Source organism: Microbulbifer mixtoriginis (SeqCode), assembly GCF_052466865.1.
Window position 1 is genome coordinate 4,302,994 of sequence record NZ_CP174293.1, and the last position, 14,197, is coordinate 4,317,190.

The 14,197-nt window shown below is 41.2% G+C and carries 11 protein-coding genes; 8 read left to right on the forward strand and 3 right to left on the reverse strand.

Going from position 1 to position 14,197, the window contains the following annotated elements; translation table 11 throughout:
• Positions 1 to 58: 58 nt before the first annotated feature.
• The 3 genes from ACJJJA_RS19415 to ACJJJA_RS19425 form a co-directional block, all read right to left on the reverse strand.
• The gene (locus tag ACJJJA_RS19415) at positions 59 to 970 is read right to left on the reverse strand and encodes an MBL fold metallo-hydrolase (protein WP_444903105.1); all 912 of its coding nucleotides are present in this window, start codon (positions 968 to 970) and stop codon (positions 59 to 61) included.
• A gap of 50 nt (positions 971 to 1,020) precedes the next feature.
• On the reverse strand, positions 1,021 to 1,824 hold the full coding sequence (locus ACJJJA_RS19420; RefSeq protein WP_444887128.1) for a glycerophosphodiester phosphodiesterase family protein: 804 nt from the start codon (positions 1,822 to 1,824) through the stop codon (positions 1,021 to 1,023).
• A 184-nt stretch (positions 1,825 to 2,008) separates the two neighbouring features.
• The gene (locus ACJJJA_RS19425; protein WP_444903106.1) at positions 2,009 to 3,490 is read right to left on the reverse strand and encodes a hypothetical protein; all 1,482 of its coding nucleotides are present in this window, start codon (positions 3,488 to 3,490) and stop codon (positions 2,009 to 2,011) included.
• 802 nt (positions 3,491 to 4,292) lie between these two features.
• Between ACJJJA_RS19425 and ACJJJA_RS19430 the strand changes: the two genes are divergently transcribed.
• The 8 genes from ACJJJA_RS19430 to ACJJJA_RS19465 all read left to right on the forward strand — a co-directional run bounded on the left by ACJJJA_RS19430 (position 4,293) and on the right by ACJJJA_RS19465 (position 13,324).
• A complete protein-coding gene (locus ACJJJA_RS19430; RefSeq protein ID WP_444887130.1) occupies positions 4,293 to 4,886 on the forward strand; it encodes a helix-turn-helix transcriptional regulator in 594 nt (197 codons plus the stop codon).
• Complete coding sequence (locus ACJJJA_RS19435) at positions 4,883 to 5,311, forward strand: CsgE family curli-type amyloid fiber assembly protein (protein WP_444887131.1); 429 nt, start codon at positions 4,883 to 4,885, stop codon at positions 5,309 to 5,311. Before ACJJJA_RS19430 ends, ACJJJA_RS19435 begins: the two co-directional genes overlap by 4 nt.
• Positions 5,311 to 5,730: a curli assembly protein CsgF gene (locus tag ACJJJA_RS19440; protein ID WP_444903107.1), complete on the forward strand. Its 420-nt coding sequence runs from the start codon at positions 5,311 to 5,313 to the stop codon at positions 5,728 to 5,730. The genes ACJJJA_RS19435 and ACJJJA_RS19440 overlap by 1 nt, the downstream gene beginning before the upstream one ends.
• Positions 5,731 to 5,760: 30 nt before the next feature.
• The gene (locus ACJJJA_RS19445; RefSeq protein WP_252083224.1) at positions 5,761 to 6,633 is read left to right on the forward strand and encodes a CsgG/HfaB family protein; all 873 of its coding nucleotides are present in this window, start codon (positions 5,761 to 5,763) and stop codon (positions 6,631 to 6,633) included.
• Between the two features lie 42 nt (positions 6,634 to 6,675).
• Positions 6,676 to 7,227, forward strand: a complete 552-nt coding sequence (locus ACJJJA_RS19450) for a hypothetical protein (RefSeq protein WP_444887133.1) — start codon at positions 6,676 to 6,678, stop codon at positions 7,225 to 7,227.
• A gap of 692 nt (positions 7,228 to 7,919) precedes the next feature.
• A complete protein-coding gene (locus tag ACJJJA_RS19455; RefSeq protein ID WP_444903108.1) occupies positions 7,920 to 8,870 on the forward strand; it encodes a hypothetical protein in 951 nt (316 codons plus the stop codon).
• A gap of 510 nt (positions 8,871 to 9,380) precedes the next feature.
• Entirely contained in the window at positions 9,381 to 10,403 is a 1,023-nt protein-coding gene (locus ACJJJA_RS19460; protein ID WP_444887135.1) for a hypothetical protein, read from the forward strand.
• A 1,898-nt stretch (positions 10,404 to 12,301) separates the two neighbouring features.
• Complete coding sequence (locus ACJJJA_RS19465; protein WP_444903109.1) at positions 12,302 to 13,324, forward strand: hypothetical protein; 1,023 nt, start codon at positions 12,302 to 12,304, stop codon at positions 13,322 to 13,324.
• Positions 13,325 to 14,197 lie beyond the last annotated feature (873 nt).

Below are 14,197 nucleotides of genomic sequence, written 5' to 3' on the forward strand. Positions count from 1 at the left end.
TAGAAATATCCGGGCCTTTTTATTTCAGCAACTTTTAATAGTCACCATCAATATAGGATCAAGACTTCTTGGATTTTGCAGCCAGGGAGTCATACACAATACCAGTCCATATATCTGGTGTCATAAAACCCTGTCCATACTGTTCGTCAAAATCTTTGGTCGGTTTGGCAGCAATGACTTGGTCACGGCTTTGGCCATTATCGACCAGCTTCTGGATACGATCCCTCAGGGTCTGCAACATATCCCGTTGCACTTTTAACTCCGCAGGACTACTCAGAGGGCCATGTCCTGGAATGATTTTCGTGTTTTCGCCAGAAAGCGCCAATGCGGTGTCCATCGCTTCAATCATGCCATCCACCGAACCACCAGATGAAAGATCGATAAATGGATAAGTGCCATTAAAATAGATGTCACCCATATGAATCACATCGGCTTTGGCGAAATGCACAATAGAGTCACCATCGGTATGGGCTGGGCCAACATGCTGCACCTTCACCTCATCACCATTCCAGTGAAAAGTAGTGGCATCGGTAAAGGTGATTACCGGCAGTGCTGCCGGCGGTGAGGGCTCAACCTTACGCTTAAAAGCCTCAATAAACTGTTCGGTACTCACACGTTTACGCACATTCTCATGGGCAACGATCAGGGCACCGCTTTTACCCAGATTTTCATTGCCGCCAGTATGATCGCCATGCCAATGAGTATTGATCACAAAGCGCAGCGGCTGATCTGCCAAACCCGCCACCGCTTTCTGTATTTTTGCAGTGAGTGGCGCATATTGGTCATCCACCATAAAGGTGCCGTCCTCTCCGACCAGTACTGCAATATTGCCGCCAGCCCCCTGGAGCATATAAACATTTCCTGCCACCGGCTCACTACTAATTTCTACTTTGGCAAAGCGGTCTTCCGCCAATACCGGGGTGCTGATTAGAGACGCTAACAGCACCCCAATACCTGCAATCTGCTTCATAAACATTACTCTGTTGTTATTGTCATATTGTTTTTGCGATGTTGCTCAATTTAGGAAGCCCGTTCAAGTAGCTTTGGTTCTACCTTCGGCTCCCGACTGGGCAACATACTCATCAATATATCCGGGCGGTCAGTAACAATACCATTCACTCCCATATCGATATAGCGCTGTAGATCGGCCCGCCCATTTACAGTCCACACAGAGACGTGCAGGTTAAGCTTACGCGCCGCACGCATAGTGCCCCTGGAAACCACATTGAGCCCCCAAAATTGCATGGGCAATTGCATAGTTTGATAACGGGGGGCTAGCAGGCTTTCCGCACGCAGTAACTGAGCAAAAAATAGAAGGGTCGCCTCCCAGCTTGTAGAACCGGTCGCCGTCTCCGGGCTCAATCGTCGAAATTCCAGAAGAACCTTGTGATTAAATGAGGAGACGATAACCTGACTGTGCTTGCCAGTGCGCTCGAGCAAAGCGTTCAACTGTCGTGCGGCCCGTAACTGTTTACTTTTTATATCCAATATTAGTGGCGTCTTACCCACTATCTGTAAAGCCTCTTCTAGGGTAATTATTTTCAAAGGTTTATGTCGATAGGGGTAAGATTCTTGATCACGACTCCAGTGGTGAGCTGCATTTAAGTTACGCAGTTGAGCCAGCGTAAAGTCCTCTATAAACCCACTACCATTGGTTGAATCTTCCAGATCAGGATCATGGCGTAAAACCAAATGCCCGTCAGCACTAAGCCAAACATCTATTTCAATAGCATCCACCCCCTGCATCACCATATTTTGCAGAAATTCCTGAGTATTCCCCGGGAAAAGCCCATTGCCACAATCATTGCCATGTGCGATAACCATAGGCCCTTTGCATGAAGGTAGCTTTAATGCTGATTTTGGCGCAATGCCCGAGCGGGCATATAAGAACAACACAAGCAAAAGAAAGAAAAAAATAAGTAACATTGACATCTATTTCAAAAACCTAAGATCAATAAAAAGACGCTAAATTGATTTATCTGGGCTGCAATCATTACTTAAATAGCAGTCAGACACTAGCGGCTCCTCCTGTAGACACTTCTTTCTCAATATTTATTTCTGACTTGGATTGGCTTACTGGTGATTTCGACTTATCCGACGCAACATCTAATTCTGAAGCTTTACGAAACTGCCTATAAGTATGCTGCAACCAAAGAGGCAGAAATATTATTAGGTCATAGATACGATTAAGGAGTGTGCCACAATTTATTGCAATAAGCGCCAGAAGACGTAAACCCACTGATAACACATTCAGGAAAAATACTAAGACACTACCAAACACCGTGCGGGCAGAAGATAAAAATTGCTCCAAGGGTATTGCGATAAAGGCCAGGACCAAAGGGAGCGTAAAACCCAACATCATTTGCACGAGCCCGAGAGTCCAGTAAGCGTTTATCTCAGTAACAGCAGAACCGCTCGTTTCAGATAACCCCGTAAGCAACTGATCCTGTTGCAATAGTAACTCCCTTGAGAGTGATAGCCCCGCCTCAATAGAGGCCAAACACAAGAGTAGAAGTACCCCAATCCACAGCAAACGCTTCCGTACTGAATCAGTTAATGCGGAGACCGAAGGAAATAATCGCGTAATCCGCAAACACTCCATAACCACAATACCAGTGACAATTTGTACGAAGATTAAAATCAAAGCTGCAATATCCGCTGTCCCATACCCCCCCAGAAAACTGTTACTTCCAATGATTTCCGCCACTGGCCTGGCAATTAATTGGTGATTCAACCAAACCCCTGCCATTATCAACAGCAATACCAGTGAAGAGATAAAAAAACGACTAAAAAAAGAGGTTGATAGAAGACGTAAACTACGATCACTCTCCTGTAATACCTCCTCGTAGCGTGTCATATGCTCATCCAATACTTTGCTACGGTAAATTACAGATTCCACACTCTTATTCATTCTTCCCAGAGTTTTCAATATGGAACGCCAACCAGGCATCATGCGCTTTAGTAGCTGATGACGCTCCCTTATAGACTCCCGATAAGACTCCAGAGCTTTATTTTCAGCCTTGCGCATAGAGTGATTAATAGTCTCCAACACATCTGCCACAACTGTATCGTCTGGAGTAGGAATTTCCGCCACAGAGCGGATTGCCCGGGCCCAGCTTGATGGCTCTGGAGGAACCTCTGCGCTACGCACATAATCATCATCTAAGGTTGTCATCTGCTCACACAAATGACGATGCAACGTAGGATATTGTGCCATATCCCGCTTTAAACTACTTTCTATTCGCTCAAACTCCCTCTCAATTTGCCACTCTGTTACCTCACGACCTCTAGCCAGCAGTACCTCTCGATTGCGTTCACGGAGGCCCTGCCCGGCAAGCTCAACAGCGTTTGCAGAAAACAATAATGAGCGATGAAATAGCCTTGCCAGGGAATAAATACTTCTATGAATAGGCCCTCTAGCTAAGAAAAATGTAATAACCGCCAAACTCACCCATAGCCAGGATGGTAGTGTCTCAAATAGGTGACTCATGACGTTACTTTTCCCTGTGGAACCGAGCGATATCACATCCTAACAGCTGAAGCTTTGACAATCGCCTAAAATGTCACACTTTGTGTTGCTATATTGCGTCACTTGCTAGCAGGCATGATTCACTATCTATTTATTGCTTCCTAATGGTAAAAATTGGACCACAGTCATCCCAGCATTACTACTCACAATATTCATCCTGGGAATACCATAAACCAGGGCTCATACCAGCACTTTCCCGCCTGCCAAAAACCCCCAACCTCATCTAAAGACTACATCAGTGACATATTCCACAAGTCACTTAAAAAACAATCACTAAGTAACTACCCTCATAGGTATATTTTAACTTCAGAGTTAAATTTGCCATATATTCACAAGCAAGCTTTAGAAAGAAAGAATCTTAGAAATCAACGCTCGCACCCAACCGACTATTCCTAACCAGCAACCCCCAGCCAACTTTCCCATTCAAAATAGAGACAAACTCACAAGCAAAAAGTAAAACTTAATCAATCACATAAAATTCAACCAATAAAATTTACTGACGACATCATTCATTACTCCCTTACCGTGAAATAAAAACAGGCATCATATTTTCCAGAATACCTCACACCCACGACTACACTCCAAACTAAATTCTCACGAAATGAGTTATTTTCCCTAAACAAAGAGGTACTTAGCGTTAACAGCAATATTTTTTTGTGGTCTTCAAAGATCAACCAGGAAACTTAAACGACAGGAGTCGACAACGGATTCCGCTCTTCAAATTGAGAGGATTCCATTTGTTTCAAGGAGAGGTACGAGGTATATGCCGGTTCTTTTTTTTAGCAATTCCGGCCTTCAGGGCGATCTTTTATTTTCACTGTTTTCTCAGTCTATTCCCATGCCATGGGAAAAAGCCTGTATAGGAAAACAAAGACACTGTTTACAACACTACGAGGCGATAATTATTGATTGCTGGCAGATTGGCACCAACAGCTACTCTAAGGATTTTCTTTCTGATTTAAAGAAAATCAGACACTCAAAAGCAATTCTTATTAACTTTCCTGCCGACTTACCAACCCACATCTCAGAAAAACTACGGCAAAGTGGTTTTTATTTGTTGTGTGACAATAACATCAGCCAGGAAAGACTTATCCAAAGACTCAGTACAGCCATTCACAGCTGTGAAAGCAGTCACGCTGATAATTCGCAATCCCCCCTTCCTCTCACTCGTAGAGAACAGGAAATCCTAGGGCAACTAACAACGGGAGAACCCAATAGCGTCATCGCTACGAAACTACACCTGAGCGAACACACCGTTAAAAATCACATGTATAACATTTTCCGGAAAATCGGCGTGAAGAATCGCTTACAAGCTAGCAACTGGGCAAAACTCAATCTCCAGGAAGAGAGAATATGAGATTAACCCCGCTGATTATCATTCTTCTCTCAACTGTAGTCTTTGCTCAGGATGACACCCAAGTTCCTCCTGCAGACACTGACTCAGGAAGACTTGAGGATGAAATCAGCGGGTTTAATATCGACAGAACAATTACTCGAACAGGCCACGACTTTGCCAGATATCTTAGTGAATATAGAAATCTGAATTATCCAGATGCCACTTACAATTTAACAGTTTACGAGCGACCCTCAGCTCGTTGGGGAAACTTAATATGGGTTACCTACAACGACAAAATTGTATTTCGACGATTTATCAGCCCAAGTACCAACAATATTCATCGCCTTGCAGACGAAGCAGCCCAATATATTCATCAAGCGGTCTTAAAGGATCGCGTGAGCAGTGCCCTAATAGATAATTTTGATTTGGGAAAGGAGGAATTCTAATGAACAAAAATTACCTTGTTTATCCAGCTAGCCTGGTAGCCGCCCTATTCTCGTGTGGCTCTGTGATCGCGACTGAATTAATTTATGAGCCAGTTAACCCGAATTTTGGCGGCAATCCTCTTAATGGAACCTACTTGCTGCAAAACGCGCAATCTCAGGATAGCCACGAAGACCCCGACAAGAATGACAGTCTCTACGAACAACCAAGTGCCCTGGATCGCTTTACTGACTCATTGGAAACAAGACTACTCAATCAACTGCTAACGGATGTCGGCGATGGCAATAGTGGTGAGTTAATTACCGACGATTTTATCGTACAGATCGTCGATAACGATGGCGTTCTTACGGTACTAATCACAGACAGAAGTACTGGGGACAAAAGTGAGATCGTTGTCAGTGGTCTCAATCCCACAAATTAGATAAGAATCAACACTGAAGGAAAACTGGCAATGCGCAATGCAATAACAAAAGCCTTAGCCTTGCCCGCACTGGCGTTTACTCTCACACTAAGCGGATGCTCAGCATTTAAAAGCCTTGGTGATGCCTTATTTGGCCCTGGGCGGACTGATGCTATGCTGACCCCACGAATGAATACCTATCGGGATTTGGTAAATCTTCCTGAACCTAAAGGGAAGATATTGGCTGCTGTATATAGTTTCCGCGATCAAACCGGACAATACAAGCCAGCACCAAACAGTAGCTTCTCCACTGCGGTTACTCAGGGTGGAGCCGCTATGTTGACCGATGTACTCAATGAATCCGGCTGGTTTATCGCATTGGAGCGTGAAGGCTTACAAAACCTTTTAACCGAGCGAAAAATTATACGTGCCGGGCTCAGTAAACCTGATGCTCCAGCCAATAATAATATTCCTCTACCAACTCTAATTGCAGCTAACGTATTGCTTGAAGGCGGAATTGTCGCCTACGATCAAAATATTCAAACCGGCGGTGCCGGAGCAAGATACTTTGGCATCGGTGCCAATGAGCAATACCGCGTCGACCAGGTGACGGTCAATCTAAGAGCAATCGATATACGCTCAGGCAGAATATTGCACTCTGTATTGACATCAAAAACTGTTTACTCCAAAGCAATCAGTGCCGATGTATTTCGTTATGTTAAATTCCGACGCTTACTGGAGTTGGAAGCCGGGGTAACATATAACGAGCCAGCACAACTTGCTATGCTTTCAGCTATGGAATCTGCGGTGATTCACTTGATCAGTGAGGGGATTGTGCATAATTCCTGGGCCTTAGCGAATCCCGATGAAATTAACAATCCCATACTGCAATACTATTTAAACGACAGTACCGTCATTATGTGATGGTGAACTGAGATCAGGCAGCACAATGAAGTAGAGGAATTTATGTTTGGCAGTCAGAAAAATCACCTCATATTACTCCCACTATTCATCGGGTTATATACCGGGGGATATGCAAAAAATTGTACAGCCTCTGATTTGGATGCCAGTAGTGAACTCGCCTTAAGCAGCGAATTGAGCGCAGCTAATCTTCTATCAGTCTCCAATCTCACAGTAATCAACCAAGAAGGTGGCGTGAACAATATTAACGTGCGGCAGTCGGGCCGAACCAATTATACTTCTGCTCATCAAGATGGTAATAGAAACAGTCTTTCTGTAACACAAGCAGGCGAAAATAACATTGTACTTTCACGTCAAATAGGTGAACAAAACCTAAGCGGATTAATCCAGGTGGGCTATGAAAATCTGATTAATATAGAGCAATATGGTACAGCTAACTCCGCAGGCATATCCCAATTTGGCACACAGAACAGTGCTTATGTGGAAGAAATTGGTATGTTACACAAAGTTAATATCTATCAAAGTGGTCATGGCTTACACACTTCTGTAACGGTAATAGGCACTGCGACCACTACCTCTATCCGCCAATTTGACTGAAATTACGCGCCTTTAGGCCTCCTTAAATATAACATCTCACATATGTGTCAGAATTAGCAGCCTGACAGATTCCCATGAAAACATCTTAACGACAAAATTAGAGCTGAAAAATAACAACCCACTGTTCTTATTAAATTCTTCAATTTTGTGATCCATAACGATCTATCTGCGTAAAAACATAAGTCGTGGCCATTTGAGCGGAATATCCGCCTATGAAACCTGATTCTTTTAAAAGCCAAATCACACATTAAAAATCAAGCCACAACAAAAGAACTATATTCCTATCTATTAGTGACTTATGTCCTATAGCGTATCTCCGCTTTACAGACAAAACTCATTACATATCTGATCAAATGTTGTTTTACACCTCTTGGACATTTTGTCATGCAGACATTAGGTTGTTTAGAGATCAATCTCTCAAAGCCAAACTGGCCCTCTCTCAAGAGTGGTCCCCAATGTAGTATCTGGGAGACACCTTACCTCCCCGTAGGCATAAGAGTAGTCAAGCCAACCAAGTAAATTAGCAATTTGAAGTATTAATCGCTGATTATTTTATTCAGCCAGAATTCAACGATGTAGCTTATTCCAGGAATTTAGGAATCCTGCATTGTGAATCCATGACATCTGGATGATGTCAGTAATTCCAGCACTGTGTGTGCTGGATCAAAACGTCAAGAGTAAAGGAGTATCGCATGAAGGCGTTAACACCAATCGCAGCCGCTATTCTCATCACCACAAGTGGCAGCGTATTTGCGGCAAATAATACCACCGTGCAAAATCAAGCTGGCCTGGGCAACCTGGCTATATCTACTCAGGTAGGACCTGGAAACGATGACAACACGGTTCTTCAAACTCAAATCGGTAATTTTAACTTCTCCGATGCATTGCAAACTGGTGGTAGTGACACCAACCTTATCAATCACTTTCAATCAGGCAATGCCAACAGCGCAAATTCTTTTCAAATTGGTGGAGCCCTGAATACGGCTTCGGTTGTTCAGGCAGGTAATGCCAACTTGGCTATTACCACCCAGGCCGCGCCAGCATTTGCATCAGCAGCACTTGTCAATCAAGCTGGGGATGGAAACTTTGGCTCGGTGTTCCAAACAGCCTCTTTGGGAGATGTTGGCGCAATTAATCAATTAGGCACCCTAAATTTTGCAACAGTCACTCAAATACTTAGTGCTGGAAATAGCGCACTTGTGAATCAGGCTGGCACTGCAAATATTGCAAATATGGCTCAGGTATTAGCTGTTGGCAATACTGCTGTGGCTAATCAGGCTGGCACACTCAACATTGCAACCCATGCTCAATCAGGGCTGTTGAATAGTTCTAATTCATCACAGCTGGGTACACTGAACCTTGCAACGGTCCTACAAGCCGGCCTGGCCAATGACTCAACCACTCTCCAAGCTGGTTTTGGCAATATCTCGACCCATGCACAAGCAGGCTCATTTAACGATGCACTTACCGCACAAGCAGGAATCATAAATATTTCCACTATTGCCCAAGCCGGTTTTGGGCACAATGCACAAACCTCACAGGCTGGACTTCTGAATGTGCATACTACTACCCAACTCGGGGCTAATGAAACAGCTATAGCAAATCAAGCTGGGGCATTTAACGTCGGTTTCATTTTCCAGTAGTTCTTACTGTAGCTTCTTAGAGAGAGAACATCTTGCGGCGGTCATTATTTGGCCGCCTTTTTTATGCTCAAAATATCTTATAGGAAAGAAAATTTCTTGTGACCCTATTAAAGTCAATGGTCCAAAAAGAAGGACTACCACCATTTTTTTTCACTAAATTCACTATCCTATAGCTCACTGTTATTTAAGCAAAAACTCGGTGACACTCGATTATCTACATGGATGAAAAACATACTTTCTTCCTAGGTGATCGAAACTTATCTCCTATGGCTGTTTCGTATTTTCCCCACAAGACTCTACTCAGCATCAAGCTGAATTCTACGAGGCACCTATGCTTTTTTCTAGAAATCAATACGGACCCAGCTTCCAATTGAAACTCCTGAAAAAGACCCTCAACGATTTTTCCCTACACCAGGAAAAGTAATTTTCACGCAAGCTTTCGATGCTGTTTCGATAATCTCTCTAGCAAAAAATTTTCAAGCTAAATCTGATATCTCTAAGGAGTAACCAATGAACAAGTACACACCAATTGCTGCTGGCGTGTTAATGGCTCTTGCCACTAGTGGCGCCATGGCCAACACCCTGATTGTTAATCAAAATGGGGCCGGAAACTCTGTTGCTCCAGTACAGGATGGCACTGTTTTCAATAGCACCATCATCGTTAACCAAACTGGTGACTTTAACACCTCTGTTCCTCAGCAGCAGAACTTCACCAACAATAGCTGGATCAGTCACACTCAATTCGGTGACTCAAATGGGGCCACATCTATACAGAATGCTGCCTCATTTTCAACAGCGTTCATAACCCAGACCTCTGATTTTAATGGCGCCACCACTACTCAAACCTCAGCTATCGGCTCATCTGCATCCATTTCACAAAGTGGATGGGGCGGTCAGATGGCATGGATCCAACAGGGTGCGGTTTTCTCAAACCACGCTACAGTAAACCAAACAAAAAATTCCAACCTTGCTATAGTATCTCAGTTTAATGGATCAGGAAACGTTGCCACTGTTAATCAGGAAGGGCATTTCATTGGCAACAACGAAATGCAAGTAGTACAGGTAAATGGCAATTCCAATACTGTAGAGGCCACACAAATTGGTAATGCCCAAACTGGATTTGTTTCCCAAAATGGAGGATCGGGTAATTACTCCTACAGCTACCAATTTGGTAAATATAATGACCTAAATGTTGCGCAATCAGGTGACGACAACCATAGCCATATCGAGCAGTACTGGGAATCTAACCTGGCTGTACACAACCAGTCTGGCAACAACAACTATGCATGGACAGAGCAGACCGCTCAATTTAACGAGGTTGGTGTGGATCAGTCTGGTGACTTTAACGAATCCACCATTACTCAATCTGGTGGCAACATGAACCGGTACTTTATTACGCAAAGTGGAAATGCTAACGTATTTAATGGAGAACAGGTTGGCAATTCTAACTTAATATCGGTCGTACAGGCAGGTAATGGTAGCATGATGGCTATTAGTCAAATTGGCGATAACAACGTTTTCATTTTCCCATAGACTCACCAGCTAAGCTTCTATTTGAGCTGACCCCAACAGGGTCAGCTCTTTTAACTTAAAGAATTTCTTGTAAACTAAACGCTCTATATATATTTTAAATATAACCTGGAAAAACCTGCCATACATCCCCAACTTATCAAGAAGCTTAATTCACCTTTTTTTCTAAATATGTCAAGTGTAATTACTTAGACAGTTACAACAATAATAAAATTTCGCCAGCAATTAATCACAAACCAACCAAGGAAAAGGCCACCTTGACAGCTGAAAATTAGTCAACACAGAAAAGCAATTCATTACTAAAGAAATACCGGACCTACCAGCTAACCTCTAGAATAAATACCATTTGAGGCCAACATATTTATAAAAACAGAAGGAATAATTTTTTCTTAGATAATGGGATATTCTCTCTCATGAAAAGCATAAAATTTTCTTCATAAAATTCCACACAGCAGCAGGCTAATAATCACGAGGTGAATTTGATTTACCCAGTAACTCAATTACATACCAAACACCCAATTGCAACTCTTGAAAACCTAAATAGTTTACCCCTACATCAGGAAAAGTAAGGCACTTGATTGGAAGCTTGCCGAAAGCACCTCGGATAGCAGTTTTGCTTCAGCCCAAGAAGGAAATCTGAAGTCAGAAAAAACAAAAGAGACAATGGTAATAAATGGATGATGGTAGTTGATGGCGAAAGATTCCATTATTGCCTGCACATTGATTAGGTTAAAGAAATTATGAACAAGCTTTTAGGTGTTTTTCTGGCAATCGTCATAAGCGGTTCGGCTGTCAATACTCTGATTGATTTTCCCAAGATGGTACTGTAACTAATAATGTCACTCTCATTCACCGGCTCTTTCAACTCCTGAGGAAATTAATAACATTAGTCAAAGCCTTATTATCCACACACGAGTTGGCAATACGAATAAGGCATGGTCGCAACAACGATAATACCTCTGGTTCATTTACATTAATCAATCCAATGAACAAAAAAAACCCACAAGCCCCAGCTCTCTTCTTATTTTCCTGGTCCATCAATCTTTTTAAGTGGCTTTGAAACAGTTAATCAGGAAAAAGCTATAAATTTGCACCCACAAAACAACTTTGTGATATTTCTTATATCACTACTGTGACTAAAACAGACGTAATCGTATTGCTGTAATACAGTACCTCGGTAGCTTCAATGGAATAGAAATTATTCAATATGGCGGTTTGAAAAGTGCATTATTTTTACAGGCAGGTGGATATGGTAACAATTCCCACACTGATCAAATGGGACGAAACGCTGCCTGGTCTGCGTGATGGAGACACGAGTGAAATCTGGCAATACTGAGAAACCAATATTGCCATTGTAAATCAGCCAGGAAATAATAACACCCTTGATACAACTCAGATCAGTAAATCAAATCTAAAGTCAGTAGCAAAAAAACTGATAGAAGTGTCGTTATGCTGACTTAGCAATATCACCTTCTAATTTTTAATAAGGATAACCTTACCGGGTCAAATTTCTCACCACAATCGCACTTAATTTATAGATGGTATAGATACATAGGAGATTATTACTTTGCTATTGTCATGTAAAATCTATCATTCACTACACCTAAATATTAAAATAGTAGGATACAAACTTTCTACCTAGCTAAATGAGACTAATCTCTCATGGTTAATATGCACTTCTCCTCCAAAATTAAACTAATGGAATGTGGATATTCACAAGGTATATGTAATTCTCCGTGACTTAGAGAAGAGCATCGGTTCTTATAAATCTATGGAAAACCTTGAGTGACCTCCCTTACGCTAAGGAAAGCAACTTTCACGAAAAGCTTTCACTGCTGATTAGATATCATCCCTAGGAAAATAATTTTCAATCTAAGGACGATATCTTAAAGGAGTAACTAATGAATATTTATACCCCCGTCTTTGCAGGAATAACCATAGTTCTTGCTGCGAGTAACAGCATAGCCAATACCGTCATTCTAAATCAGAATGGTGTTGGAAACCTGGCTTCGCCAGTTCAGGATGCCTCTGTAATCGACGGCACCATCATTATCAATCAGGTTGGGGACTATAATGAATCCTATCCAGAGCAAACTAATAACACCAACTCTAGTGCTATTAGCCACACTCAATCTGGTGATATGAATAAAGCTGAATCACAACAAAAAAATACATCGAACTCATTCTCCCTTATTGATCAAGTGGACAACAATCACGAAGCCACTTCTGTTCAAATCTCAACAATTGATTCAGGATCCACTATTCATCAAAGTGGCTCTTTATCTCAAACTGCACTTATTCACCAGAGAAATGTTACCTCAAACTCTGCTACGGTAAATCAGGATAATGGCTCTAATTTTGCCTCAGTGAGTCAGTTCAATGGTATTTCTAACACTGCTTTTTTCAACCAAGTAGCTAGTGATATTGGTGAGAATAATCTTATCACCCTGCAAAGTAATGGTGATTTCAACACTATTGTTGCCGATCAGGATGGTGACTTGCATAGCCTATTCATCTCACAAGTAGGCGGATCAAATAATATGTCTCTCTCACAACAGAGAGGAAAGGGGAATAAATTTAACGTAACACAGTCAGGAGATAACAACACTAGTGAAATTTTACAGACTTGGGAGAATAATATAGCTTTTGTCAACCAATCGGGAAATAACAACTTCCTGATTATTGAGCAACTATCTAACGATAACTTTTCTGTAACTGTTCAATCGGGTGATATGAATATTTCTACCATATCCCAGTCTGGAGGTAATATGAACACATATCTTATCACTCAGAGTGGTGACTCCAATGCATTTAGAGCAACACAGACTGGGAATTTCAATTTAATATCTGTTATGCAAGCCAATAATGGTAGCGTAATGGCTATTAGTCAAATTGGCGATGGCAACACTTTCATTTTTCCATAGAATTACCAGCCAAGCGTCTATCTGAGCTGCCCCCAACAGGGTCAGCTCTTTAATTCAATAAAATATTTTTTACATTCCAAACACTTTACATTTTTACATTTTTACATTTTTACATTTTTACATTTTTACATTTTTACATTTTTACATTTTTACATTTTTACATTTTTACATTTTTACATTTTTACATTTTTACATTTTTACATTTTTACATTTTTACATTTTTACATTTTTACATTTTTACATTTTTACATTTTTACATTTTTACATTTTTACATTTTTACATTTTTACATTTTTACAAGTTAAATCTAAAAAAACCTCCATATTTCCTTAACCCATCAAGAAATTTAATTCATCCACTCATTTCGCATTACCTCAAATAAAATCACTTAGATACATACAGAATTAAAAGAACTTTGCTAAGAAATATTATTTAATAATTCATCGTAATATAGTTAAGGGGGAACCATCTTAACAACCAAAAACTAACAAATATAGAAAGGCACTCCATTAAAAACGCCAAGAATAAGTCCAGATTCATCATTCTGAAACTTCCCTGATAAAAACAGACACTGTATGACGCTAAAATATTTATGAAAATATAAGACATACTTTTTTCTTAGATCAATGAGAATTACCTCTCATGGAAAACAAGAAATTTTCCACAAAACTTTACGTAGCATAAAACCATTAATTTCAAAGCACATTTTATTTTCCCTTAAGCTCAACACATACCACGCACCCAATTGAATCACTTAAAAAACTTCACAATTTACTTCAAAACTAGGGAAAACGATTTTCACGCCAGCTTCCGACACTGCCTTGACTATCTCTCTAGTAAAAATACTTTTAAACTAAATTTGATATCTCTAAGG